The organism is Anaerohalosphaeraceae bacterium, assembly GCA_035378985.1.
In the GTDB taxonomy this organism is placed as follows: domain Bacteria; phylum Planctomycetota; class Phycisphaerae; order Sedimentisphaerales; family Anaerohalosphaeraceae; genus JAHDQI01.
In genome coordinates, this window is the sequence record DAOSUR010000012.1 from 62,225 (window position 1) to 88,315 (window position 26,091).

16 protein-coding genes are annotated in these 26,091 nt (G+C 56.8%); 8 read left to right on the top strand and 8 right to left on the bottom strand.

Going from position 1 to position 26,091, the window contains the following annotated elements; translation table 11 throughout:
* Positions 1-72: 72 nt before the first annotated feature.
* The 3 genes from truD to PKY88_09620 are packed head-to-tail and all read left to right on the top strand — an operon-like array spanning position 73 to position 2,966.
* A complete protein-coding gene (gene truD, locus PKY88_09610) occupies positions 73-1,353 on the top strand; it encodes a tRNA pseudouridine(13) synthase TruD (protein ID HOQ05454.1) in 1,281 nt (426 codons plus the stop codon).
* The gene (gene menA / locus PKY88_09615; protein ID HOQ05455.1) at positions 1,343-2,269 is read left to right on the top strand and encodes a 1,4-dihydroxy-2-naphthoate octaprenyltransferase; all 927 of its coding nucleotides are present in this window, start codon (positions 1,343-1,345) and stop codon (positions 2,267-2,269) included. The genes truD and menA overlap by 11 nt, the downstream gene beginning before the upstream one ends.
* A gap of 22 nt (positions 2,270-2,291) precedes the next feature.
* Entirely contained in the window at positions 2,292-2,966 is a 675-nt protein-coding gene (locus tag PKY88_09620) for a ubiquinone/menaquinone biosynthesis methyltransferase (protein HOQ05456.1), read from the top strand.
* Between the two features lie 6 nt (positions 2,967-2,972).
* Here the strand turns inward: PKY88_09620 and PKY88_09625 are convergent, their stop codons facing one another.
* Both PKY88_09625 and lepA read right to left on the bottom strand, forming a co-directional pair.
* A complete protein-coding gene (locus PKY88_09625) occupies positions 2,973-4,181 on the bottom strand; it encodes an AAA family ATPase (protein HOQ05457.1) in 1,209 nt (402 codons plus the stop codon).
* Between the two features lie 114 nt (positions 4,182-4,295).
* Positions 4,296-6,092: a translation elongation factor 4 gene (gene lepA / locus PKY88_09630; GenBank protein ID HOQ05458.1), complete on the bottom strand. Its 1,797-nt coding sequence runs from the start codon at positions 6,090-6,092 to the stop codon at positions 4,296-4,298.
* Between the two features lie 169 nt (positions 6,093-6,261).
* Between lepA and PKY88_09635 the strand changes: the two genes are divergently transcribed.
* Positions 6,262-7,689 (top strand): MATE family efflux transporter, encoded by a 1,428-nt coding sequence (locus PKY88_09635; GenBank protein HOQ05459.1) that lies wholly within the window; start codon positions 6,262-6,264, stop codon positions 7,687-7,689.
* A gap of 10 nt (positions 7,690-7,699) precedes the next feature.
* Here PKY88_09635 and PKY88_09640 read toward each other — a convergent pair whose 3' ends face one another.
* Positions 7,700-8,803: a redoxin domain-containing protein gene (locus PKY88_09640; protein ID HOQ05460.1), complete on the bottom strand. Its 1,104-nt coding sequence runs from the start codon at positions 8,801-8,803 to the stop codon at positions 7,700-7,702.
* 23 nt (positions 8,804-8,826) lie between these two features.
* A complete protein-coding gene (locus PKY88_09645) occupies positions 8,827-9,444 on the bottom strand; it encodes a hypothetical protein (protein ID HOQ05461.1) in 618 nt (205 codons plus the stop codon).
* A gap of 214 nt (positions 9,445-9,658) precedes the next feature.
* Here PKY88_09645 and PKY88_09650 point away from each other — a divergent pair, with 214 nt between their 5' ends.
* On the top strand, positions 9,659-12,085 hold the full coding sequence (locus tag PKY88_09650) for an immunoglobulin domain-containing protein (GenBank protein ID HOQ05462.1): 2,427 nt from the start codon (positions 9,659-9,661) through the stop codon (positions 12,083-12,085).
* 12 nt (positions 12,086-12,097) lie between these two features.
* Here PKY88_09650 and mfd read toward each other — a convergent pair whose 3' ends face one another.
* The 3 genes from mfd to PKY88_09665 form a co-directional block, all read right to left on the bottom strand.
* The gene (gene mfd, locus PKY88_09655) at positions 12,098-15,358 is read right to left on the bottom strand and encodes a transcription-repair coupling factor (protein ID HOQ05463.1); all 3,261 of its coding nucleotides are present in this window, start codon (positions 15,356-15,358) and stop codon (positions 12,098-12,100) included.
* 117 nt (positions 15,359-15,475) lie between these two features.
* Entirely contained in the window at positions 15,476-16,132 is a 657-nt protein-coding gene (gene lexA, locus PKY88_09660; GenBank protein HOQ05464.1) for a transcriptional repressor LexA, read from the bottom strand.
* A gap of 803 nt (positions 16,133-16,935) precedes the next feature.
* Positions 16,936-17,907 carry a hypothetical protein gene (locus PKY88_09665; protein ID HOQ05465.1) on the bottom strand — a complete coding sequence of 324 codons (972 nt, stop codon included), beginning with the start codon at positions 17,905-17,907 and terminating at the stop codon, positions 16,936-16,938.
* Positions 17,908-18,826: 919 nt separating this feature from the next.
* On the opposite strand from PKY88_09665, the gene hypF reads away from it, so the two are divergent.
* Positions 18,827-21,139 (top strand): carbamoyltransferase HypF, encoded by a 2,313-nt coding sequence (hypF, locus tag PKY88_09670; protein HOQ05466.1) that lies wholly within the window; start codon positions 18,827-18,829, stop codon positions 21,137-21,139.
* Positions 21,140-21,182: 43 nt separating this feature from the next.
* On the opposite strand, the gene PKY88_09675 is transcribed toward hypF, so the two are convergent.
* On the bottom strand, positions 21,183-24,269 hold the full coding sequence (locus PKY88_09675) for a C10 family peptidase (protein ID HOQ05467.1): 3,087 nt from the start codon (positions 24,267-24,269) through the stop codon (positions 21,183-21,185).
* 321 nt (positions 24,270-24,590) lie between these two features.
* On the opposite strand from PKY88_09675, the gene PKY88_09680 reads away from it, so the two are divergent.
* Complete coding sequence (locus tag PKY88_09680; GenBank protein HOQ05468.1) at positions 24,591-24,848, top strand: HypC/HybG/HupF family hydrogenase formation chaperone; 258 nt, start codon at positions 24,591-24,593, stop codon at positions 24,846-24,848.
* Positions 24,845-25,909 (top strand): hydrogenase formation protein HypD, encoded by a 1,065-nt coding sequence (gene hypD, locus PKY88_09685; GenBank protein HOQ05469.1) that lies wholly within the window; start codon positions 24,845-24,847, stop codon positions 25,907-25,909. Before PKY88_09680 ends, hypD begins: the two co-directional genes overlap by 4 nt.
* Positions 25,910-26,091 lie beyond the last annotated feature (182 nt).

A 26,091-nucleotide genomic window follows, 5' to 3' on the forward strand; every position in this document is an offset into this window, starting at 1 on the left:
GGTCCGGTTTTTGCCTCTTGCTTTTTTCCAGCCGTTCTCTATGCTTAAGAAAACTCTAAACACCAGAAAACAATGGACTCTTTGTCTGAAAATAATTCTGAAAACAATATTGAACTGGTAGATACAACCGCCTGGCCGTATCTGACCAAAGACCTGCCGGGCATCGGCGGCGTCATCAAGGTCTGCCCGGAAGACTTCTTTGTCGATGAAATCCCTCTTTATCCGCCGTCCGGCGAGGGAACCCACACCTTCTTCCGAATTGAAAAAACCGGCCTGGCCAGCTCCGACGCCGCCAAACGAATCGCCGACGCCCTCGGGGTCCGCCATCTGGATATCGGGATGGCCGGACGCAAAGACACCAAAGCCGTCACGCGGCAATGGATGTCAGTCGAACACGTCGAGCCGGAGCGTCTGCTGGCCCTGGAGCTGCCGAATATCCGCATTCTCGAAGTCGCCCGGCACAACAACAAACTCAAAACCGGTCATTTGGCCGGCAACCGCTTCCGCATCCGGGTCCGACAGCTGGAAGTTCCCATCCCGCAAGCCAAAGAAATCGCCGAGCAGTGCTTAACCGTGCTGGCCCGGCGCGGTGTGCCGAACTATTTCGGTCCCCAGCGGTTTGGGTCTCGTTTTGAATCGCACCTGCTCGGCTGGGCCCTCGTAAAGGACCGCCTCGAAGAGTTTACGGACATCCTGCTGGGCAAACCCGAGCTGGACAAGCAGAAAGATTTCATTCGGGCCCGGCGCTTTTACGAAGAAGGGCAATACGACAAGGCCTACCGCAACTGGCCGTTTCGATTCCGCGACCAGCGGCGGGCGCTGCAGTCGCTGATTGACTGTCCCGGCGACAAACGCCGCGCCGCCCTGGCCGTCAGCAAACCGTTTCGAAGTCTTCTGGTGGCGGCCTGGCAGTCTCATATCTTCAACCAGGTCCTGGCCGCCCGAATGCCTCGAATCGACCAGGTGCTTGAAGGCGATTTGGCGATGAAGCACGACAACGGCGCCTGTTTTGCGGTGGAAGACCCTGCGGCCGAACAGCCCCGATGCGAACGGTTTGAAATCAGCCCGACCGGCCCCCTGCTGGGGCTTCGAACCACCCGAATCAGCGGAGCCGCAGGGGAAATCGAAAACGCCGTGCTTGACCAGGTGCCGCTGCAGGAGGAAGACCTTCGCCGTCTCAAAATTGCCGGCGCCAAAGGCGGACGTCGGCCCCTGCGCTTTCAGCCCAAACAGATTGAAATCGACACCGGACAGGATGACAAGGGCGAATACCTCCAGCTGTCCTTCGAGCTGGATTCCGGCTGCTATGCCACCATTTTGCTGCGGGAGCTGATGAAAAAAGATGTCGCCTGAACCGCTCAAACCAACCGAAATGAACCGCACCCGGCTTTCCATCTGGCTTCAGGCCTTTCGCCCCTTCTCTTATACGGCGTCCATTATTCCTGTTTTTCTGGGAGCGGCCCTGGCATACGGCAATGCAGAAACGCAGTGGCCTCTGCTTCCTTTCGTTCTGGCCGCTTCGCTGGCGATTCACGCCGGAACCAATCTGATCAACGAATATTTTGATTTTCTCAAAGGCGTGGACCGTCCTGATACACGCGGCGGCAGCCGGGTCCTTCCCGAAGGACTGCTTTCGCCGGGTGCAGTCCTGGCCGCCGGACTGATCTGCTTTGCCCTTACGGCCCTGCTCGGACTTTGGTTTATCTGGCTCCGCGGATGGCCGATGCTCCTTCTGGGACTGGTCGGAATGGCCGGCGGATTTTTTTATACCGGCTTTCCGTTCTTTCTGAAATATCGGGGCTTCGGCGACCCGATGGTCTTTGTACTGATGGGCCCGCTGATGGTCATCGGCTCCTATTATGTCCTGACCGGCGCTTACAGCCATTCCGTCCTGTGGGTGTCGCTTCCGGTCGGCTGTCTCGTGGCGGCCATCCTGTCCGCCAACAATCTGCGCGACATTGAGGATGACATCAAGGCAGGCATTCAAACCACTGCCTGCCTGCTGGGGTTTCGCCTCGCCAAACTCGAATATGCCGCCCTTGTTCTGACGGCTTTTGGAATTACGGCCGTCCTGATTGTCCTGAACATCCTGCCTCTGCTGTCGCTGCTGGTGCTGCTGACGGCTCCTTTGGCGTTCCGCAATCTGCACACCGTCCTGACCAGCCGAGATTCTCCGGAATTGGAGGCCCTCGACCGGAAAACCGCCGCCCTGCATCTGGCCTTCGGCATCCTTCTGATCCTGTCTATTCTGCTGAACAAAACAGCATAAATCGAATGTTCGGACAACCGCCGTGTTTGACTTTGAACCCATCGCCGCACGCTATGACCTCTGCAACCGCCTGTTCAGTTTTGGGCTGGACCGGCGCTGGCGCCGCACCGCCGCCGCCCTGCTGAATCCTCAGCCGCAGGAGCGCATCCTTGATTTGTGCTGCGGAACGGGCGAAATGGCCGCTGCTCTGGCTCATCTTCAGCCCGCTGCCGAAATCGTCGGCCTGGACATTAGTCCGGCGATGATTGAACAGGCCCGGGAAAAATACGCCGCCTTGTCTGAGCAAATCAGATGGCATGTCGCTGACGCCGTCCGGACGGACCTTCCGTCAAACTCCTTTGACCTGATTACCTGTGCGTTCGGCCTGCGGAATATCCCCGACATCCCCGCGGCCCTGAAGGAAATGAAGCGGCTCCTTCGTCCCGGCGGACGCATCGGCATCCTCGAATTCTCCCTGCCGAAAAACAAATGGGTTCGCGGATTGTTCTGGATGTATCTTCGGCATCTGATGCCCGCCGCCAGCATTCCGCTCTTCGGCAGACCCAACCCGCTGATTTATCTGGCCGAATCTATCCGCACGTGGAATGATGAATTGAACTTCCCGGACCTCTGCCGACAGGCCGGCCTGACCTATGCCGCAAGCCGCTCCCTGTGCCTCGGCACCGTCACCCTGCACATGCTCGGACACCGGCTGTAAATCGGTTTAGAGCAATTGAGAAAGAAACGTCCGGGCCGGCACAACGAGCGGCTGATGCGGACGAGAAAAACAATCCGCATCCACATAGGGTTCATCCATCACAACCTGAAAGGCAAACGGCACCTTCAGCTGACGCTGAAAATAGGACAGTGCAGGGCTTATTTTCGTATCAGAGGTCTTGACCACCGCCAGGAACCACGGCTTGCCGTCTCGAACGACGATAAAATCCGTCTCCCGCTGATAAACATCCCGCACATACCCCAAAACAAATGTCCCCAAGCCCAGGTCATTCCAGCCCTCCACCGCTTTTAGCAAATGACAAGCCACAAAGGTTTCCGCTCGTCTGCCGGCATCCTCCGCCAGCGACCAGTCGCGCACAAACCATTTCGGTTCTTTGCGAAGAGAACGGGAGACATTCTTAAACCACGGCCGAATTAAAAACCCCAAATGCAGATTGCATAAGGTCCCAATCCATCGGCGAACGGTGTCTATCGTCACCCCGACCTCCGCGGCCAGGCTGCTGTAAACCAATCGGCTCCCGGACCGGGCAAGGAGCAAATGCACCAGCAGATCTAACTGATCCATCTGCTGAATCCTCGTTAAGTCCCGCACGTCCTCCCGCAGAAGCTGCACAAGCCGCAGATTATGCCACTGTCGGCTGAACATGGCATCTCGACGGAGAAACGGCTCCGGATATCCGCCATACTCCCAGAGCGCAGCATAGTCCTCCTCCGGAACGGGCTTGGGCGAACGAACAATCTGCCCGGGCTCAGGCAGGTCCTGCCGCACGGTTTCTGCGGCCGTAAACGGATGCATTCGGTATAGAAAATACCGGCCCATCAAACTGTCTCCCCCGCGCCGATAAATATCCAGCCGCGAACTGCCGGTTACGACAATCCGGACCTGGTCTGCATAGGTATCAAAAAAACCTTTTAAAAAAAGCTTCCATTTTCTGAACTTATGCAGTTCATCAAACAGGATGACAGGGGTCGCCTGGTTAAGCCGATTCAAGCCCGCCTGTTCGGCCACCGCCGACGGTCCTTTGACAATCTTCGAACGGTCATCTATGTTATCCCAATTAAAATACGTCCGGGCGAGAAGCCGACAGGTAGTCGTTTTGCCGACCTGCCGAGCCCCGCTGACAAGGGCCATCTGGCGGTTTGATGACAAATGCCGGGCTAAAATCGTATCATATAAGCGTCTGCGAATCTCCATACAATACTATTATCGACAATGTCGTAAAACAGTCTATACTATTTTACGACATTATCGAAAAAAGTCGAAATATAAAGATAAATACAGTCTCTAATTAGGTGTTTTTGGAATAACTCAATCGCTTGTATCCAAAATGGACATAAAGGCATCCTGCGGAATCGTCACCTGGCCGATGGCCTTCATCCGCTTTTTGCCCTCTTTCTGCCGCTTGAGCACCTTCATTTTTCGCGTGACATCGCCGCCGTACAGCTTGGCCGTCACGTCCTTGCGGTAGGCCTTAATCGTCTCGCGGGCGATAATTTTGCCGCCGATTGCCGCCTGCAGCGGGATTTCAAACTGATGCCGCGGGATGGCCTCCTTCAGTTTCAAAAGCAGTTTGCGCCCGCGCTTCTCGGCGTTGCTCCGATGCACAATTAAACTGAGGGCCTCGATGGGAGTCTTATTTACCAGGATATCTATCTTAACCAGGTCCGACGCCTCAAAGCCCAAAAACTCATAATCCATTGTCGCGTAGCCGTGGCTGATGCCCTTGAGCTGGTCATAAAAATCATACACAATCTCCGCCAGCGGCGCTTTGTATTCGAGCATCACGCGCGTGGGACTGATGTATTCGGTCTTGACCAGTTTGCACCGCCGCTCCTCCGCCAGGCGGAGCACTCCGCCCAGCGATTCATGGCTGGTAATGATTTCCAGCCGAACCATCGGTTCGCGCAGCTCCTGAATCCGCGAACGGTCGGGCAGTTCCGCCGGACTGTCGATGCGTTTGACCTCTCCGGAGGTCAGCAGGACCTCATAACTGACCGTCGGGGCCGTCTGCACCACGTCCACATCGCTTTCCCGCTCCAGCCGCTCCTGCACAATCTCCATATGCAGCAGTCCGAGAAATCCGCAGCGAAAGCCGAACCCCAGCGCCGGTGAATTCTGCGGGGCAAACGAGAAACTCGCATCGTTCAGCGCCAGTTTTTCAAACGCCTCCCGCAGTTTCGGATAATCCGTCTCGCCGGACGGATAAAAATCGGAAAAGACCATCTGGACCGGCTTTTTATACCCCGGCAGCGGTTTTTCCGCCGGATGATGAAAATCGGTAATTGTATCGCCGATTGTCACATCGTGCAGATTCTTGATATTGGCAATTACATATCCCACTTCGCCGGTACCCAAGGCGTCCACCGGAGTCATTCGGGGCATAAACTTGCCCAGTTCGATAATCTGATACGTGCGGCCGGAACCCATCAGACGGATTTTCTGGCGTTTGTACAATCGTCCCTGAAAGACCCGCACGTAGCAAATCACGCCGCGATATTCATCCGCATGGCTGTCGAAAATCAGCGCAGCCGTCGGTTCTCCGCTTTTGTCCTCCGGCGGCGGCAGTCGCATAATAATCGCCTCCAGCAGTTCCGGAACGCCCAGCCCTGTCTTGGCGCTGACCTTCAGGCAGTCCTTGGCCGGAATCCCGAAGGCATGCTCGACTTCCTGAGCCGTTTCGTCCGGACGCGCCCCGGTCAAATCAATCTTATTAATCACGCCGAGGATTTCGCAGCCGCTTTCGACGGCCAGATAGGCATTGGCCACCGTCTGGGCCTCTACACCCTGCGAGGCATCCACCACCAGAAGGGCGCCTTCACAGGCGGTCAGCGCGCGGGACACTTCATAATGAAAATCCACATGCCCGGGCGTATCAATCAGATTCAGCATATAGGTGCGGCCCTGATACGGATACGTCATCGTCACCGCTGAGGCCTTAATCGTGATGCCCCGCTCCCGCTCCAGATCCATATCATCCAAAAACTGCTCTTTCTTCTCCCGGTCGCTGATAGCCCCGGTCAGCTCGAGCAGCCGGTCCGCCAGCGTGCTTTTGCCGTGGTCGATATGCGCAATAATCGAAAAATTCCGAATATGTTCCGTTCCCATAACAATCCCAAACCTGTCTCTTTTGAAAAAAGACTATTATATCATCTTTTGCAGCAAGAGGCAATTATCCCCAAGTTTTCTGGACAAAACCGGACCCCAGCGATACCATAACCCCGCTGTGGACGGAAAAAACCTTTTTTTCGCCTCTGGTTTTGCGACTTTTTGTTCAATGAAATCAATCTGGAAAGAACATTATCTAGGTCCCGGCGGGATAAAAGAAATGCTCACCATCGCCTTTCCGATGGTCATTTCCAGCGCCTGCGATACGATTATGATTTTCACAGACCGGCTGTTTCTGTCGCGACTGGGGCCCCACCAGATGAGCGCCGCCATGGGCGGCGGGCTGACCTGCTTTATGCTGAGCACGTTCTTTCTCGGAGTGACCGGCTATTGCACCGCTCTGACGGCACAATGCTACGGTGCAGGCAGAAAAACCGACTGCCCCGTTGTGATTACACAGGGGCTTATCATTTCCATTCTGGCCTGGCCGCTCATTCTGGCGGCACGCCCGCTTGCCTGGCAGCTTTTTGTTCTCACCAAAATCCCTCCGGAACAGCTCGGCCCCCAAACCGCTTATTTCGATATTCTCCTGTACGGTGTCCTGATTAGTCTGTTCCGGAACTGCCTGAGCAGTTTTTTCTCCGGCATCGGGAAAACCCGAACCGTGATGGTCTCTGCCATTGTTTCGACCGTATCGAATATCTTCATCAACTATATCCTGATTTTCGGCCATCTCGGCTTTCCGGCCCTCGGAATCCGCGGGGCGGCCTACGGTACGATTCTCGGCGGCTTTCTGGGTCTGCTTGTGCTGGCCGCCGTTTACCTCCTGAGTCCCGAACAGTACAAATTCGCCGTCGCCCGCTCCTTCCGTTATGACGGTATGCTGATGAAAAAACTCTGGCGATTCGGCACCCCTGCGGGCATCGAATTCTTCCTCAACATGCTGGCCTTTACTCTGCTCATCCTCAACTTCCACGCCTGCGGCCTCCAGACCGCAACCGCCGTAACCATCGTTTTCAACTGGGATTTGGTCTCTTTTATCCCGCTGGTAGGGATTCACGTCGGGGTGACCAGTCTGGTCGGACGCTATATGGGCGGCTCCGAACCGGATACCGCCGATCGGGCCACTTTTTCCGGACTGAAACTGGCCTGGGCCTATTCCTTCTGCACCATGCTCACATTTGCCCTTCTCCCGCACCCTCTCGTCGAGGTCTTTCGTCCTCCTCAGGAGGATGTCGTCTTTGCCGCTGCTCGTCCCGAAGCTGTCTTTATGCTGCGAATGGCCGCCCTGTATGTGATGGCGGACGCCACGATGCTGGTCTTCAGCGGAGCCCTGCGCGGCGCCGGTGATACATTCTGGGCTATGGCTATCTCCGTCAGCATGCACTGGACGCTGGTTATCGGGCAGCTCTTTCTTCTGAAAATCGCCCAGCTTTCTCCCCGATGGACCTGGGGATTTTTGTGCCTGACGCTTCTGGCCTTCAGCGGGCTGATTTATCTGCGATACCGAACCGGACGGTGGCGAACGATCCAAATCCTCGACCGGATTCCTTCTCCGCCTCCGCTCGAGGTTCTGCATGAAATCAAAGACTTGTAAAAGGCTCGGTTTATTGAGACGCTTGTTCCGAACGAAGAATCTCAATCCGCTCCGCCACCCACTTTCCCCCCGAGGCATTGTTCTGCTGCAACGGACCATACCACCACCACCGCACCCGCCCTTTTTTATCAACCAAATAAAGACTCGGCAGCACCGGATTGGCCCACGCCCGGACCGTCAGCCGTTTGGCATCCAGCGCCACCGGAAAAGTCAATCCTTCTTTCTGGACCCAGGAAGCCGGTTCTATTCCGTCCTTTTGAGCCTGCAGCGGCGGCACCAAAATCCCAATCAGAGCCACGTCCTGAGGATCGTATTGTCTGGCCCAGAGCTTGTACGCTGCCAAATCCTCTGCGGAAGACTGCTCGGGCGAACAGAAAATCACAATCACCACGCGTCCGCTCAGCTGCTTGAATGTCAGAGGTTTCCCGTTGAACCAGCCGGTCAGGCCCTCTAACTCCGGGGCCTGAAACGACAGCGGCTGCGTCTGGGAAAAATCAAACGGGGCTCCGAGCATTTCATTCCAAATCACAACCTGCCCTTCAGAAAGCACCCGCAGAAACTGATTCATAAACCGGACCCGCAGCTGCTCCATCTGCTCCTGCAGTTCGTTCTGCCGCCCGCTTTCCTCCAGACGAGTCCGCAGCTGCTCCTGATTGCGGAGAAACTGGCGATGCAGGGTCTGCATCCGATTTTTCTGTTCCTCCGTCAGACGCAGATAGGCCGCCGGCGCCGGACGAAACATCGCATACACCCCCTCAAACTGAAACCCCAGCTCCTGCAGCCGAAGCCGCTGAGGGGGCTGGAGAATGTCATCCGTTTCCTTCATCAGTTCCACCACGGCGCGGACATGTTCAATCATCTCCGGCTCTGTCGGATTGGGCGGCTGGTCTCGAAGAACAAACAGATGCGCATCCATCCGATTACACAGTGCATCCAGACGGGCGGTCTGCTCGGCTGTCAGTTTCAGCTCCTTCCGCACAGCCGGGTCGCGAATCAGATACGGCAGCGGCGTCAGAGCCGGCGGCACATAATCCTTCTCCTGAGCCGAATAAGCTGTCGGCTGAAAGAAAACGGCCAATCCCGCTATCACCAACAGCACCTGTGCTTTTTTCATAACCTTTCCGACTCCTGCCTGTCTCATTGTCCCAAAAGCCCCTCCAGCAGATAGTCCAGACACAGCTGCGACCAGGTTTCCATGCTGTCCCGCAGCGCCCGAAGCGTCTCCGGCGGCAGAAACTCCATCTGCGTAATCATCTGCTCCCGACGGCGGACCGCCGGTGCCTCCAGCTCCCACAAGTGCACAATCCCAAGATGCACACGGCCGACTTCGTTGGAATCGTCATTCAAAAGACCGATGATCGTCTCTTTATACGGTGATTCCACATGCACCTCCTCGGCCACCTCCCGATGCACCGCATTCAGATAGGTCTCGTACGGCGAAAACAACTCCATATCATCCGTCGGATTGATATGTCCGCCGATGCCGATGGAGCGTTTCTCGACCAGACGCGTTTCCCCCGCCCGCTTGCCGCGAACATAGGTCAAATAGCGCCCGCCGGAACGCATCACCACATAGGGAATAAGCTGTTTATAAGAAGGGTCTTTTTCCGCGTCGCGGCGAACCAGATACCGTCCGACCCCCGGGGCAAACAAAGTCGGCAGATACCGCTTCACATCCGGCATAACCCCCTGAAAAAGACCCGCTTTCTCCAGTTGTCCTCGCTCAATTACCAATACCTGTTCGTCTTGTGCCACACCAGCGCTCCGATAAAAAATTTGCTGAAGCGTAGTCCAAACGGACCCCCCTGTCAAGAAAGCACCTGCCCGTTCCGCGAAAACGAGGTTCCGGGGCCGCTGGAATACGATTGACATTCCCGCTCCATTTTGATATAAACTGTTTTATGAAAACATGATAAATGGGGGTATGGAATCCGATAAAAAGCATTCTTTACACACAAAGAGGTCGCTAATGACTTTCGGCAAGTTTTCTCTGAGAGTGCTGTTTCTGTGCACGTGTCTTGTCAGTTCGATAAAGGCAGACATCACCTATACCTTTAACTTAAGCGGTGTCGATGCCGGCATCCGCAGCCAGATTGAAGCCGCCGTGACAGAGGCCGTCGCCCTTTACAACAAACACGGTTCCTTCAGCAAACACCTGAATATCTACTACAATGCCGGGGTTCCTACCGCCCAAGCCAACTTCGACGGCGTGATTACCTTCGGCGGCTCCCGCAATACCCGCGTCGCCCTCCATGAAATCTCCCATACCCTGGGCGTCGGCACCATTTCCGCCTGGAGTGCGAATTTATCCGGCGGGGTCTGGAACGGTGCTCACGCTTCTCGGCAAATCCGCCTCTTTGACGGCAGCAGCGCTGTGCTCAACGGCGACAGCCAGCATTATTGGCCGTACGGTCTGAATTACGACAGCGAGGACGGTTTTGCCAATCGAATCCGCCACATTCGAATGGACGCCGCTTTGATCGCGGATATGGGATTCCTTTCCTTTGTTCAGGAACCCGCCGGACAGGTTGCTGCGCTGGGGGAAACGGCCGTCTTCCGCGTTCAGGCCCCGCGTGCCGTCAGCTATGCCTGGTACAAGCAGGGAACCCCGACCCCGCTGACCAACGGCGGGCGGATTTCCGGAGCCAATACCGATACGCTCCAAATCACCGATGTGCAGGCATCCGATCAGGGGGATTACTATTGTGTCGCATCCGGCACCCTCACCTCCCGTCCGGCCCGCCTGCTGATTCAGCAATTTACAGGGCACTGGGCGTTTGAAAACAACTGCAGCGACAGCATCGGCACCAATCACGGCACCCCCAGCGGCAGTCCTGTTTACACAGCCGGACGCATCGGACAAGCCATTGTGCTGGACAGTGTGGATGATTTTGTGACCCTGCCGGCCGGCGTGGCGGACGCCCGCGATATGACCGTCGCCGCGTGGGTCTATTGGAACGGCGGCAATCAATGGCAGCGGATTTTCGACTTCGGCACCAGCACGGCCCAATATCTCTTCCTGACGCCGCGCTCCGGCAGCAACACCCTCCGCTTTGCCGTCAAAAACGGCGGCAGCGAGCAGATTGTCGAGACGTCCCAGCTGCCGACCGCTCAGTGGACGCACCTGGCCGTCGTGCTTCGGGAAAATACCGCCACCCTCTATGTAAACGGCAGAGCCGTCGCCTCCTCCGCATCGATTACGCTGGACCCGATCGACTTTTCCCCCAACCTGAACTACATCGGCAAAAGCCAGTTCAGCGCCGACCCGCTGTTCAGCGGCCGCATTGACGATTTCCGCCTCTACAGTTATGCGCTTTCCGGTGCGGAAGTCTGGACTCTCTGGGGCGGCAGCACAAACAATCCGCCGATGTTCGCCGGCGACCCAATCATCCTGCCGGATGCCGCCGAAGGCATCGCCTATACCGGACAGACTCTGGCGGCCTTTGCGTCTGATGAGGACAATGACTCTCTGACGTTCAGCAAAATCGGCGGTCCCGCCTGGCTGACGGTTGCCTCCAACGGTGCCCTGTCCGGCACACCGTCGGCCTCCGATGCAGGTGATAATGCGTTCGTGGTTCGCATCACCGACCCCTCCGGCGCCAGTGACCAGACCACCATTCGCATCCGGGTGTACAGCAATCATCTGTCCGCCCATTACCGCTTCGAAAACAATACGCAGGACAGCTTCGGGACCTTCCACGCCGCCGCCTCCGGCAGTCCAGCCTATACAAACGGCCGCCTCGGACAATGCCTCGTGCTGGACGGCGTCGATGACTTTCTGACGCTGCCGGCCGCTCTGGCCAATACGGAAGACATCACGATTGCCGCCTGGGTTTATTGGACCGGCGGGAATCAATGGCAGCGCATCTTCGACTTCGGCACCGGAACCGGTACGTATATGTTCCTGACGCCGCGCTCCGGCGGCAACACACTCCGCTTTGCCGCTACGACGGGGGGCAACTCACTCGAGCAGCGGATTGACGCCGCCCAGTTAGCGGCCAATCAATGGGTGCATCTGGCCGTCACGCTGAAAGGAAACACCGGAACACTTTATGTCAACGGTTCGCCGGCGGCGACAAATGTCGGCTTTACGCTGAATCCCTCCGACCTGAAAGCCGCCCTTCTGTACGTCGGCAAAAGCCAGTTCAGCGCCGACCCGCTCTTCCAGGGCCGCATCGATGACCTGCGAATCTACCCCTACGCCTTGTCGGCCGCCGCCGTGGCGAATCTGGCCAAACAAACGATGGGATTGCCGGACCTGAATGCTCTGGCCGCCTGGTGGCTGTCAACCCCGCCGTTCTGCAACGCCCAGCCCGACTGCCTGAGCCGCGATTTGAGCGGAGACGGCGGCATTACGCTCAGCGATTTGGCGGAACTGGCCCAGCGATGGCTTTAATCAGCGAACGTCCTAACGAAGCATTTTTCGAAGAATCGCCAGCAGCGTCGAGGGCTCCAGATACGTTTTGTCCAGACGCAGATAGACTGTCTTCGGGTCGGTAATGGTCACCCGTCCGGGAGCCCGAGCGAACAAATCCGCCGGCTTGGCGTCATCGGAAAACCGAAAGATCAGGTCGGACTCCTGCAGCAGAATGCTTTTGAGTCCGTGCCGCTGCGCCAGGATTCGAATCTCCGCTGACTCGAGCACCTGCTGAACCTTGGTTGGAATCGGCCCGAAGATATCCCGCAGTTCCTCCCGAAGCCGCTCGATATCCTCCGGCGTACAGGCCTGGCCGAGCCGGCGATAGACCTCCATCCGCTGCCGGTCAGAAGCGATATATGACTTGGGAATCACCGGTGCAAATCCCAAATCCATCACCGTTTGGGGCGGCTGAACGATCGGTTCATTCTTGAGCCGCCGGACCGCATCCGCCAGCAGCCGACAATACATCTCATAGCCGACCGTATGAATATGACCGGACTGCTCCGGCCCAAGCAGATTGCCCGCCCCTCGTATCTCCAAATCCCGCAGGGCAATCCGAAAGCCGGCCCCCAGCTGCGAAAAATCCTCAATGGCTTTCAGCCGCCGAGCCGCCAGCGGGCTGATTGGACGGTTTTCCGGCAAAAGCAGATAGGCATACGCCCGGTGCTTGTAGCGTCCGACCCGTCCCCGCAATTGATGCAGCTGCGCCAGACCGAAACGGTCCGCATCCCGGACAATCAGCGTGTTGGCATTTGGAATGTCCAGCCCGGCTTCGATAATCGTTGAGCACACCAGCACCTGCGTCCGGCCGGTTACAAACCGAATCATCGCATCTTCCAGATGATGCTTGGACATCTGCCCGTGCACAATATCGACTGTTATTTTCGGGTCGTTCAGAATCGCCCGCACCCGCGCCGCCTCCTGTTCAATCGTCTGCACCCGGTTGTACAGGTAAAAAACCTGCCCGTCCCGTGCAATTTCAAACAGAATCGCCTTGCGGATGGTTTCCGGGTCAAAGCGGCACACATGTGTGACGACACTGCGCCGATCCAGCGGGGGCGTCGCCAGCGAGCTGATATCCCGCAGACCCAGCAGGGACATATGCAGCGTGCGCGGAATCGGCGTGGCCGTCAGCGTCAGAATGTCCACATTCACCCGAAACCGTTTAAGCCGCTCTTTGTGCTCGACGCCGAACCGCTGCTCTTCATCAATAATCAGCAGCCCGAGGTCGTGAAACCCTACATCATCAGACAGAAGCCGATGCGTCCCAATCAGAATATCCAGCCGCCCCTGCCGTGCATCCGACAGAATCTGCCGAACCTGGGCCGGCGGGGTAAACCGATTCAGCACCGCAATGCTCACAGGAAAATCCGCAAACCGCTCGGCAAACGTCCGGCCGTGCTGCACCGACAGCACCGTCGTCGGCACCAGCACCGCCACCTGCTTGCCCGCACAAACCGCCTTAAACGCCGCCCGCATCGCCAGTTCCGTCTTGCCGTAGCCGACATCCCCGCACAGCAGGCGGTCCATCGGAACCGGCGCTTCCATATCCCGCTTGATTTCCTCCGCTGCCTTCAGCTGGTCCGGCGTTTCCTCATAAGCAAACGCCTCCTCAAACTCCTTCTGCCAGTGCGTATCGGGGCCGAAGGCAAATCCGCCCATCTGCTGCCGCTGCGCCTGAATCTGGAGCAGCTCCTCCGCCAGCTCCTGGACATGCTGGGCCACGCGCTGTTTCTGCTGCTCCCATTTCTTGGTGCCGATTTTGGACAGGGGCGGACGCGTGGGCATCGTCCCGACAAACTTGTGCACCAGATGAATCTGCGAAACCGGCACGTGAATCTTGACCTTGTCGGCGTACTCGAGCGTCAGATACTCCTGCATCTGCCCGTGCATCGGAATCGACTCCATCCCCACATACTTGCCGATGCCGTAGGACACATGCACGACAATATCGCCTTTGGTCAAATCCAGCAGACTGTCCACAGGCGAAGCCGTTCGTATCGCCCGGACACGCCGGCGCATCAGAGAGCGGCCGAACAGCTCATGATGCGATACGACAATCACATTCAGGGACCGGATGCAGAAGCCCTGATGAACCGTCCCCAGCTCCAGATGAAAAGACGAAGGAATGGTCCGGCCTTCTTCCTGAAGAATCTCTTTGGTCCGCTGAATCTCCGCGTGATTCTCACAATACAGAAACACGTCATAGTCCCGCGCTTTCTCCAGCAGCGCCGCTAAGGTCTGTTTGTGGTCTTTCCAGGTGCCCGCCTGCCGATGCTCCAGCTCCTGAATGCTGCCGACATTCAGCCGCAGGGCCTCCGCCCCGCCCCCGAAGCGGCTGATTTCCACCGCCGAAAATCTTTGGACTGCTCGATAAATCGATTCCCAGGGATAGAATCCCCGCGGGTCATCCAGGCGAGATAGAAAGACCTCCGCCACCTCCGCCAGTTCCAGCGGTTCTTCGAGGAAAACAATCGTCTCCTCCGGAAGGAGATTGAAGAAGAGCTCGGATTGTTCAAAAACCTGCTGAGCGGGCGGATTGACAATCTGAACCCATTTCAGGGAGCGTCCGGAACGCTGCGTATCCAAATCAATCGTGCGGATGCTCTCGATTTTATCGCCGAAGAACTCGATTCGAATCGGCTCGGCGGCCGAGGCCTCCTGCGACTGCTCGCTGACGGCCGCGGCGGCGTAAATATCCAGAATCCCGCCGCGTCGGGCAAACTGGCCGGGAATATCCACCTGCTCGACCGGCTCAAATCCCCACTCGAGCAGCTTTGCAACCAGGTTCTCCATATCATACGCATTCCCCACCTGAAGCGTCAGACCGCCCCCCAGCAGACTGTCTGCCGAGGGAACCGGCTGCATCAGCGCCTGAATGGAGGCGCTCATCAGAAACGGCCGAATCGAACCGCTGCGCTGCCGACGGGCCAGATTCAGAGCAATACGGACCCGCTGCGAGCCGATTTCATCCGCTGCATCCAAAGCCGCCTGCGGACTTTCCCAGACCGGCAGGGTCTCCGCCGCCCGGCCGCTGAACACCTCCAGGTCATCCCCCGCATCATCCGCATCGTCGATATGGGCGCTGACAAACAGGACGGGCCGCTGCAGTCTCTGATAGACATAGGCGGCCAGAAGGCGCGCAAAAGAACCCCACGTCCCCTCGACCGCAATCGGGGGGGCCGATGAGTTTCTGCCCCGCAGCCGCTCAAGCAGCTGCCGAACCGTCTTGTCTCTGCCTAAATCCATCGATTGATGAGTGCCGGAACAAGAGCCGCCTCTCATTCAGGCAGTCACCAACACCACAATCTATCCGAAAAGAATATACGCAGGAATCCGGCGATGTTCCATTGAAAGCGCTCATCTTTACAGCCGCCGAATCACTCCAACGACCACTCCTTCGACGCGGCAGTCTCTCGAATAAATCGGTTCAAAGGCATCGTTTTCCGCGTTCAGCCGCACGGCGGAGGGCTCGAGGAAAAAACGCTTCAGGACCGCCCGCTCGCCGTCAACCAGGGCCGCAACCACCTGACCGTTTTCCGCGACAGGCTGCCGGCGGCAAATCACATAATCTCCATCCTGAATGCCGGCATTAACCATGCTCGAGCCCTTCACCCGCAGGGCAAACAAGTCCTCCGTTCTGCCGAACAATTCCTTCAGGCTCAGCCGGTCATTCTGTTCGTTCGGTTCAATTCCGTATCCGGCGCAGACCGCCCCTGCCAGAGGAATCGAAGACGGCTCATCGAGGCATTGCCCGGGCGCGGCTTCCGCCGTTTCAGGCCGCCGAGTTCGAGCAAGAAGCTGCCGGCCCCGTTCGGTCAAGCGTAAAGAGCGTGCCTTCCCGGCGGCGGTTCGAACGATGAGTTTGGCGGCGGCGAGGGCTGCCAGATGCTCGTGAACGGTTGGCCGGCTTGCGCGGAGTTTTTCGGACAACTCCGCAATCGTCGCCGAATAACCATGCCTGTCCTGAAACTCCGCCGCCGCTCGAAGCACTTCGATCTGCCGGGGAGTAATCCCAGACATCTCCATTCTGCTCATCGCAAATTGTCTCCTCAACTTTGCATCCGGACTCCTGCACGTCCGCCGCCAGCGGCGAAACGGACAGCTTTACCTCCTCGGCCAGCTCCTCCATCAATTTGCCCTCCAGCGGGGAGCCGAGCAGACGGTTCAGCACAGCCAGAACCTTCCCAAGCGGGTTCGTCACGATTTCTGATTCGGGTGCCGTCGGGACGGAAGGAGCGGGCCACTCTACAACAAAATCGCCGCCCGGTCCGAATTTGCACACAGGAATCTGCGAATCGTCAAATCGGTTGACTTCCATGTCCTGCTTCTCCTAACCAAATCTGTTCAGGTCTGCTTTATATCGGCAAAAGGCGGCTCCAAACCCGAACAAAAACCGAACAATCGAAAAAAAACGTCTTAACTGCCTGTGGAAGTACCGGTTAGGGAAAAAGAAAATTTCTGCTGCAGATTCCGGAAACAAAAAAACCGCCCGTACTTCGCAGAAGGAGGAGGAAGTCGGTGAACTTCCCAGGGCTACTTGAACGTACGGGCGACAGAAGGAGCTTTCGTAATTTCTGACCGCAAATGAACAAACACTGTAAAAGAACACATATTACTTATCTTACTATAAAAACTTTGTCAAGCCCTTGCAAGAAAAAAAGTGAAAAAATCACAAAAAACAAAAACACTCCATAAATATACTGATAAAGGAAAGAGGAAAACAACGATTTCTATCCATTTTATGCTCGTTCTCGGGACAACGTAAAGCCCATATTTACAGATAGTTATAAAAATAGGCAATTTGCATGCATTCCGCTTCTCTTCTACCGAACTCGTACCAACAAACTTTTGTCCACAAGACTTTCCCCCAGATGCTTGGTCAATTCCAAAATATATCGCTGACCATCCTGCCAATATCCGGCTGTCGGGCGAATTTGTCCGCAAATCTCCGAAAAATAAGCATTTAGATTGCCCATCAACAGTTCCCGAACCAGCTTGGCCGCCATCGAAGCCAGACTGACCGGCAGATATTTTTCATCCGCCCCGGCCGTAAAATGCAGCCGCATCGTCCCTTCCTCCGACCGAAGCTGATAACTGCTCAGCTCGTCGCTCTCCTTCAGAATGGTTAATTCCATCTGCGGAAACATTCGCTGAAGCTCCGAGCGGTACCGCAGACGTCCGCCCTGCCGGTCAATCAGAAACTGAACGACCTTGCCGGAGGAACGGCTTTTTTGAAACACTGTGTCAATCAGACAGCACAGCTGACCAAACAGAATGCGGGCCTTGTTTTTGACCAAACCGATTTGGCGGTTGTATTCAGCCACCTCCAGGCACCGCGCCTGCAGAAAACAGAACCGCATCCCCTGCTCCTCGAGAACCCGCCGGAACAGCCCGCCGGCAATTCGAATATCCGCCGGATCAACGGATAACTTCTCCGTCGGCCTCGTGTGCCAGGGATAATGACCTCGCTGGTGGGCAAAATCGGGACAGAGAACGTTCAGAACCTCTTCCGTCGTCTGGGGAACGGTTTCGAGTCCGCCTGCCAGCAGGGAGGCCAGCACGCTTCGCTGGAGGTCCTTGAGCCCCGCATGGCGGGAATAGACCTTTTTGCTGTCGTTGATGAGGAGCCGACCCCGGCGGCCTTTCTTCTGCCGGCAGACGGCTTGCTCGAGCACCTTCCACAAATCCGCCCGCAGCAGCGAATCGGGGACTTCAAAGACCGCCGTCGCCGCCACCAGCGGCCCCAGCAGCGGCCCGTAGCCGGCTTCATCCATTCCCGCAAGAAAGGCCATCATCACTCCCCGTCTTTTTTTGAGGCAGTATAATCCCGCCGCAGGAAAAAGCAAGAAAGGACAGCTGTCCCTGCCCCGGCTCAGTCCCGCAGGCGGATTCAGCAAGTTTTTTAACCACGGATGGACACGGATTGGGGAAATAGCCCCGGGCGCGAGCCCGGGGAAGATGGGGATGGGATTATCATTCTCTTTTTCCCCGCCCTTGCGGGCGGGGCTATTCTATGCTGCCTGCTTTCGTCCTTCACTCGGAAGCTTCGGAGAATAGAGCGGAGGAATGACTGGACTCCCGCCTTCGCGGGAGTGACAGGAACTTCGCAGGAATGAGAAATTCGCCGGAATGATAAAAGGTTTTGTTAGATTCTAAAAGGCTAACCGAAGAAAACTTGAATGGTGAGAAAGAAAAAAAGCGGGGGCCAATAAGAACAGAGACTTCTAACCTTCTGTTCCGGGGTCGGTGGCCCCCGCATAGAACGCCCCAGCAATTTTTTCTGATTTGATTTTACCATTTCCAAAACCCGCATTCAATCAGAATCTTTATTGATAAGAGCACCACAAAAGCAACACCGAAAAGAATCAAAGGTTCCCTTTTGTTTTACCGGCGGAGGCCGCTGCCTTTGAACCGCTGACCAAATCCGAATCATCCCGAGCTTCATATCTTCTTACCCCCATTGCAGGATTCATCATCTATGATAAGCGTGATTATATCCGGAGCGGCCTTGTATTTCAAGAAGTTTTTAAGATATTGTAAAGTTTTTTCATTTCTGGCACAAAATCGCTTAATATTTCATTAAAACACGAAATTTATCGGACATTTCATCGGGCAGGAATTGATTTTTTTGAATTCTTTTTTAAGGGCCGAATACGGCTTTTCTCTTTTCCGAAAAACGCATTGCCGCTATGTTCAGGAAGCCGGAGGTTTTTCGTGCTGAAACGGATGCAAATCAAACTGGAAGGGGTTGTGCAGGGGGTGGGGGCACGGCCGTTCTTTTACCGCCAAGCCAAACAGCTGGGGCTGACGGGGTTTGTCCTGAACGACCGGGCGGGAATCACGCTGGAGGTTCAGGGGCCGCCGGAGAAGCTCGAAACCCTGCTTGGCTGGCTGGAGAATCCTTCTTTGTGTCCCGATTGGCCGCCTCTGATGCAGCTCGAAAGCACGCAGATTGCTCCCCTGGCCCCGGTTGAGACGGAGGCGGATTTTCTGATTCTGCCCAGCCGCACGGAGGGGACGCCGCAGTGTCAAATCACACCGGATACGGCGGTGTGCTCCCAGTGCCTTCAGGAACTGTTCAACCCGTCGGATTTCCGCTATCGCTATCCGTTTATCACCTGCACCCAGTGCGGACCCCGTTATACACTGATTAAAGAGGTCCCGTATGACCGTCCGCAGACGACGATGGACCGCTTTGCGATGTGCCCGCGCTGCCGGAGCCAGTACGAGGATATGACGGACCGTCGGTTTCACGCCCAGCCGGTCGCCTGTGCGGCTTGCGGGCCGTCGCTGGAGCTGACCGACAGCCGAGGGCAGATACTCTGCCGCGAATCGGATGCGGCGATTCGGCAGGCGGCGGACATTCTCCGCAGCGGCGGGATTGTCGCCGTCAAAGGCATCGGCGGGTTTCACCTGGCGGTCGATGCGTCCAATGAAGATGCCGTCCGGCGGCTGCGGCAGCGAAAACGCCGTCAGGCCAAGCCCTTTGCGGTAATGGTGCGTTCGCTCCAAGAGGCCCGGCTCTGCGCCCAAATCAGCGGCCAGGCCGCCCGGCTCCTGAGCAGCCCGCAGGCGCCGATTGTGCTGCTGCCCAAACAAAATCCAAACCCGCTGGCACCGTCGATTGCGGCAGGGACGAATACCTTCGGGCTGATGCTGCCGTATGCACCGGTGCATCATCTTTTATTTGCGGAGGAGGGGATTCGCCGGCTGGTGATGACCAGCGCCAACTTCAGCGAAGAGCCGCTGCTTTACGAAAATCAGCAGGCCCTGACGGAGCTGGCAGAGGTCGCGGATGCCTTTCTGCTGCACAATCGTGATATTTTTCGGCCCATTGATGATTCAGTGCTGCACTGGGTGGACGGCGGGCCGGCTTTTCTGCGGCGGGCCCGCGGCTATGTGCCGACGCCGCTGCGGCGGATTCGTCCGGCGAAAGCGGAAATCTTCGCCGCCGGTGCGGACTTGAAGAATACCTTCTGCTTTGTCAAGGGCAACCAGTATCTGCTCAGTGAACACATCGGCGATTTGGCGGAGGGCAAGTCGTATCGGCACTACCTCCGGGCGGTTCAGCAGCTGCAGTCGCTCTTTGAGGCGGAGCCGAAGGTCGTCGTCTGCGACCTGCATCCGGGGTATCTGTCATCTCAGTTCGCCCGCTCGCTGGCGGCGGAGCGGTTCTTTGCGGTGCAGCATCACTGGGCGCACATCGCCTCTGTGCTGGCGGAATATCAGCTGGAGATTGACGAGCGGGTCATCGGGCTGGCCGCCGACGGCACGGGCTACGGCACGGACGGCGCGGTCTGGGGGTGCGAGTGCCTGATTGCCTCGCAGATTCAGTTCGAGCGGTTCGCCCACGCGGCTTATTTCCCGCTGGCGGGCGGGGATGCGGCGGCACGTCAGGCCGTTCGGCCGCTGCTGGGGCTGCTGGGACCGCAGATTCCGCCCCAATTTGACCCCATCTTAGAGCGGCTGGAGCCGGACCGGAAAAAACTGGACATGCTGGCCGCACAGATTCAAAAAGGAGTTCAAGCCGTGCCGACGTCCAGTCTGGGCCGACTGTTTGATGCAGCGGCGGCCTTGGTCGGCTTGGGGACAGTAAATACCTTTGAGGCCCAGCTGCCGATGGCCCTGGAGGCAGCCGCCGACCCAACGGAAACAGGCGTTTATACCGTTCAGTTCGACAGCACGCCCGAGCCGCCGCTGATATGGAATCCGAAGCCGATATTTCTCGAAATGGCAGAGGATGCGGCGAGGGGAAAGCCTGTTTCGATTTTGGCCGCTCGATTTCACAACACCGTCGCCGCCGCCCTGCTCCAGACAGCCCGAAAGGCACGCGAGCAGACAGGACTGCAAACAATCGCACTCAGCGGCGGGGTGTTCTGCAATCGTTTTTTGGCCGAGCGGCTCATTCAATCCCTGAAACGTGACGGGTTTTGTGTACTCTGGAAGCGTAAAGTTCCCGCCAATGACGGCGGAATCGCCCTCGGCCAGGCCGCCATCGCGGCGGCGATAATCGAATCCGAATCCTGACGGCTTTCACTTTCCCGCCGGTCCTGCCTGACTGCAGCCAATCTTATTTTCCCGCCAGCCAGTGTTGAGCCAGGATCCCGAAATCATCCAGGTCCACGTCGCAGTCTCCGTCGAGATCGCCCAGATAGAGCCAGGCAAGCTCATACGCTCCTCGATCCGCCAGGACGGAACCGCTGCAGTCGCCGTCGGCAAAGCGGCTGCGGCCGTCCAGAGTGAAGGGAACCGGCTCATTGACATCGCCGTCTTTGTCCAAATCCCTCGTATCCGCCGCCGTTTGAACACTGCTGCCGGTATCCATACAGGGTGACCCTTTGGCCAGGTACAGGTCGCCGTAATCATCGTTGGAATTGCCCCATCCGTCGCCGCCGTCATTGGGGTTTCGGGTAAACAGCGGGTTGTCATCAATATTGTCATTGGCGGTCCCGCCGTAGGGAACGCTGCCGTCATCCGGGTCGGCATCCTGAATGCAGCTGTAGAGGACAGTGGGCACAGTGGTCGGGTCATCGTAAATCTGGGCATTTTTCACGATACCGCTGCTGTCCTGATTGCCCCAGAAGATGCAATTGGCAATGGTTACATCTTTCTGGGCGGCTGCAGTCGAATAATTGTACATTCCGCCGCCGAAATGCCCGGCGACATTGTCGGCAAATGTGCAGTTGCGGTAGGCCATATTGCTGTCATAGTTCCAGACCGCACCGCCGTTTCCGCTGCCTGCATTGGCGGCCCGATTCCCCACAAACAGGCAGTTGGTAACCTGCCCGCTGCCGCCCTGATTGCGGAACGCTCCGCCATAATAGGTTGTGACCCGATTGCCCAGGAAAGTACAGTTAATCAAATCGATTATACTGGAAATGTTGAAAACGGCCCCACCGGATTCTTCGGCAGCGTTTCGGATAAACCGGCAGCCAATCACAATGGCGGTGCTGCCGTCGGTATTGTCCAGCGCCGCCCCAACGACCCCCGCCGTATTCTCAAGAAACAGACAATCCTGAACCCATATCTGGCTGCCGGACCCGTAATTCCACATCGCCCCGCCGTAGTTAGCATAATTTTCTGTGAAGATGCAGTTTTCGTATCGTGCAGTGCTGGTATGATTGCTTGCGCCTCCGCCGTAATAGTCTGCGTGATTGCTGCGGAACAAACAATTGCGGATTGTCGGGCTGCCGGAGTTGTTGAGGATGCCGGCTCCGCTGTTTTCAGCATAACCGAGCGTGATAGTGAACCCATCGAGGACGACAGTTGAATCGACTCCGCTTCCGGTCACAACACGCCGGCTGTTATCGGTATTTACGCCGACTGTGCCGATATCTCCGCTTAAAATCGTTTCATGCGCCCGGACATCCCGATCGGACCAGCGATTGGTGCCGCCGGCGGGAAAGCCGCCGTAGATTTCAACACCGGAAATCAGCTGAAACGTCGCATTGCGATTGCCGGTACCGGAAGGATTTGCTGTGTTCCGATCCGGCTTATAGACGCCCTCGGCAACCAGAATCCGGTCGCCGCTGACCGCAACGGCCAGGGCGTCCTGCAGGTAATTGAAGGCATCCGTCCAGTTGGCCCCGTTGTTGCGGCCGGATGCCCCGGCATCCACAAAATAAAGGTTGCCGGTTCCGCCGAACGGCACAAAATGAATGCCCCATCTGTTGCCGCATATCGAGGCGCCGTCCACAGAGGTCCCCGTGGTGACGGTCCGTTCGCTGAAAGAGTAATCGGGATTGGGGACACTGACTGTATAAGCGGAAGCGGAAGGAAGATTGGCGATGGCGTAGATTCCCCGACCGTCGGTGACGGCCTGGTACAGTTCGCCGGTGCTTTTGCGGGCTGTCACGGTTTGTCCGGCCAGGGGGATGCCGTAGGCATCCATTACACGGCCGCTGATAATCTCTCCGCTCTGAGCAATGAAGACATTAAAGACCGTCTCGAAAACCGACGTATATCCGGCGGGCATATCCGCATAGAAATTATACCAGGCATCTTCCAGCCCCTCCCACCCCATATTGATGTGGTGATACATCGTCCCCAAATGATATCCATATCCATCCACGACTACCGCATGCTCCGGCTTGGTTCCCTGAAGCCCTACAATGACCGGATGTGCATAATCCAGATTGGGATTGAGCATAACCACCAGTGCCGACAGGGTCGGATTTTTTCCCCAAATCGAATTCAGATAGCAGAACTGATTGACCAGAGACTGATCAGCCGTGCTTAAAAAAGCATAGGAACCTCCCGCTGTATAGCTCATATTCACCGAGATGCCTGCATCAAATGTCAGAGCCCCGATGGCCTGGCGCTCCGCCAGAGAGGTTGAGCAATCGGGCTGATAGACCATCAGGTTCCATTGATACGGTCCGCCCGCCCCATCACCGCCGCGAATCGGTACATTCAGCACAGGCAAACCGTCCACTGTAATGTTGTACGTTGTCCCGGCAACCGGATTGGCCGGATAGGAATGATACCGCATCAGCTGGGCCATCGCCGTCGCCACACAGCCGCATGGATAATTCGTCGGGTCACCGTCCGGCTTAACGGGCGGAAGAGGCGGTGTATAGTAATTATAACAGGCCAGCGCAGGGCTGCTGCAGCAGGTGGTTTGCCCCCACCGAGACTGCACAAGAATGTCCACGCGCGGCTCCGAAATGCCCGGCTGTCCGCTGAGCACGCCGATTCCCTGTTCGGCAGCAGCCCCCGCCTCGAGCAGACGAGTCCACTGCGCCTGTGCCTCGACAATTCCGCGGTGCGTTTGATGCTCCGGACGACGAATCGTTCTGACACGCTCCGCAAAATCAAACTGCAGGAACGCCGCAAGAGGACAACCACTCGAGGACGAGAACGTTCCGGTCTGAGCAAACGCGACAACAGGAGACAGCCCATCATCCCCCGAAACAATCAGAAAGCCGCTCGGCTCCAGCTGAATCACATGATACAGCGGTTGTCCATCGGTATCGGCAACCGTTTGGACAGTCTGGATATGCCGGCTGAGTGGCATCCCCAGCGGGTGCGGCTCCGCCGAAAGCCAGCCTGAGGCACACTGCCGGGCCTGATAGACGGAGGTCGGCACACCAAAGACAGGGAGAATCAGGACAAAAGGAACAATTCCGCACAAAACAAAAACACGGCTCGTTCTCATACCCACAACCTCCTCTTAAAAAAAATGTTCCTTAAAAGAACAGATGAAATCAAAAAGACAGATGCGTGAAAAGAACCACAGAAGGCCCGGCGAGGATGTTTGTTTCTCCTTGAATACCATCCATAATCCTATAATAAGCGATTGGCTTTGTCAAGAAAATTTTTGTCTTCATTCCTCAGCCCAACCGACCCCTCTCCGGACGCACCCGACGTCTGCCCTTCTGTTTTTTAATTTCTCGTTTGAATAAAAGGATTTAGAGCGTATATACTCTGTCGAGAATCCAAAAACAGCACTACAATCTGCTGCAAGAGATAAGAATATATGTGTTTAGCCGTACCGGCCAGAATCGTTGAGATGGAAGGCGACCGGGCCGTCGTGGATGCGATGGGCACACGCTGGGCAATCCGCACCACACTGACGCCGGAGGTGGGATTGGGCGACATCGTCCTGGTTCACGCCGGCTATGCCATTACCAAGGTGGAAGAAGAAGAGGCCCGCAAGACCTGGGAGCTTTTTGAAGAAATCGCCCGTCTGCAGGAGCAGGAGCAGCAGGCCCGTCCGCCGGAGAGCTCCCAATGAATCCGTCCATTGAACTGCTCAGAAATCGGCTGACGGAGGCCGTTGAGAAAATCGGCAGACCCATTCAGATTATGGAGGTCTGCGGCACGCATACCGTTGCGCTCTTTCGTTACGGCATCCGCTCGCTTCTGCCGGAGGGAATTCGTCTGCTTTCCGGACCGGGCTGTCCGGTCTGCGTGACGGACCAGGGCACAATTGACACGCTTCTGGAGTTGGCGCAGCGCTCCGATACCCTCATCACCACCTACGGGGATATGATTCGCGTCCCCGGCAGCCGCACTTCGCTGGAAAAACTTCATCGTCCGAATGTGCGCATCGTCCTGAGCACGGATGATGCCCTGGATGCCGCCCGAAAAAACCCGAACAAAACCGTCGTATTCGCCGCCGTCGGTTTTGAAACAACGGCACCGGCTACGGCCGTCGCTCTGCAGCAGGCGCTGGCGGAGGGAATCCGCAATTTCACGATTCTTTGTGCACACAAACTCGTCATCCCCGCTATGAAGGCACTCCTCGAAGGACGCAACGACAAAATCGATGCGTTTTTGTGTCCCGGGCATGTGAGCGTCATCATCGGCTCGGATGCGTATCGGCCCATTGCAGAAACGTATCATCGGCCCTGCGCAGTAGCGGGCTTTGAACCAATGCAGATTCTCGAAGGCATTGCCCGAATCTGCGAACAAATCTGCTCCGGCCGTGCCTGCGTGGAGTCGGTGTATCATGCGGCCGTGCGCCCCGCCGGAAATGAAATCGCCCGGAAGCTGCTGGAGGAGTTTTTTGAACCGTGGGACGGGCCCTGGCGGGGACTGGGCCGCATCCCGGGCGGCACGCTTCGACTAAGGAAAGAATATGAACAATTTGATGCCGTGAAAAGACTGGACATAACCCCTCTGGATTCCCCGGAACCAGCCGGATGCCTGTGCGGCCGGGTTTTGTGCGGTCTGGTTGAGCCGCCTTCCTGTCCGCTGTTCGGCAAGACCTGCAGCCCGGATCATCCCATAGGCCCCTGTATGGTTTCAACGGAAGGGGCCTGTTCGGCCTGGCATAAATACCGGGGCCGATAAAAAACGCTCTTTTTCATTTTTCAGCAGCCACCCCTGAAACACCTCTCTCTTTTTTCGGATTTTATCGGACGATTTTTTCTCTGCCGCCCCTGCTCCTTTTGACCGCCTCCGCAACATTTCGTACTTTTTAGAAGGAAAGACAAATCCGACTTTGGGGGCGAAAAACTTGACAGCGTTTTGAA

What these genes read in the sequence shown, in the direction of transcription:
- truD (HOQ05454.1), top strand. Translation starts at nt 73, where the DNA reads ATGGACTCTTTGTCTGAAAATAATTCTGAAAACAATATTGAACTGGTA.
- menA (HOQ05455.1), top strand. Translation starts at nt 1,343, where the DNA reads ATGTCGCCTGAACCGCTCAAACCAACCGAAATGAACCGCACCCGGCTT.
- PKY88_09625 (HOQ05457.1), bottom strand. Translation starts at nt 4,181, where the DNA reads ATGGAGATTCGCAGACGCTTATATGATACGATTTTAGCCCGGCATTTG.
- lepA (HOQ05458.1), bottom strand. Translation starts at nt 6,092, where the DNA reads ATGGGAACGGAACATATTCGGAATTTTTCGATTATTGCGCATATCGAC.
- PKY88_09635 (HOQ05459.1), top strand. Translation starts at nt 6,262, where the DNA reads ATGAAATCAATCTGGAAAGAACATTATCTAGGTCCCGGCGGGATAAAA.
- PKY88_09640 (HOQ05460.1), bottom strand. Translation starts at nt 8,803, where the DNA reads ATGAAAAAAGCACAGGTGCTGTTGGTGATAGCGGGATTGGCCGTTTTC.
- PKY88_09650 (HOQ05462.1), top strand. Translation starts at nt 9,659, where the DNA reads ATGACTTTCGGCAAGTTTTCTCTGAGAGTGCTGTTTCTGTGCACGTGT.
- mfd (HOQ05463.1), bottom strand. Translation starts at nt 15,358, where the DNA reads ATGGATTTAGGCAGAGACAAGACGGTTCGGCAGCTGCTTGAGCGGCTG.
- lexA (HOQ05464.1), bottom strand. Translation starts at nt 16,132, where the DNA reads ATGTCTGGGATTACTCCCCGGCAGATCGAAGTGCTTCGAGCGGCGGCG.
- PKY88_09665 (HOQ05465.1), bottom strand. Translation starts at nt 17,907, where the DNA reads ATGATGGCCTTTCTTGCGGGAATGGATGAAGCCGGCTACGGGCCGCTG.
- PKY88_09675 (HOQ05467.1), bottom strand. Translation starts at nt 24,269, where the DNA reads ATGAGAACGAGCCGTGTTTTTGTTTTGTGCGGAATTGTTCCTTTTGTC.
- PKY88_09680 (HOQ05468.1), top strand. Translation starts at nt 24,591, where the DNA reads ATGTGTTTAGCCGTACCGGCCAGAATCGTTGAGATGGAAGGCGACCGG.
- hypD (HOQ05469.1), top strand. Translation starts at nt 24,845, where the DNA reads ATGAATCCGTCCATTGAACTGCTCAGAAATCGGCTGACGGAGGCCGTT.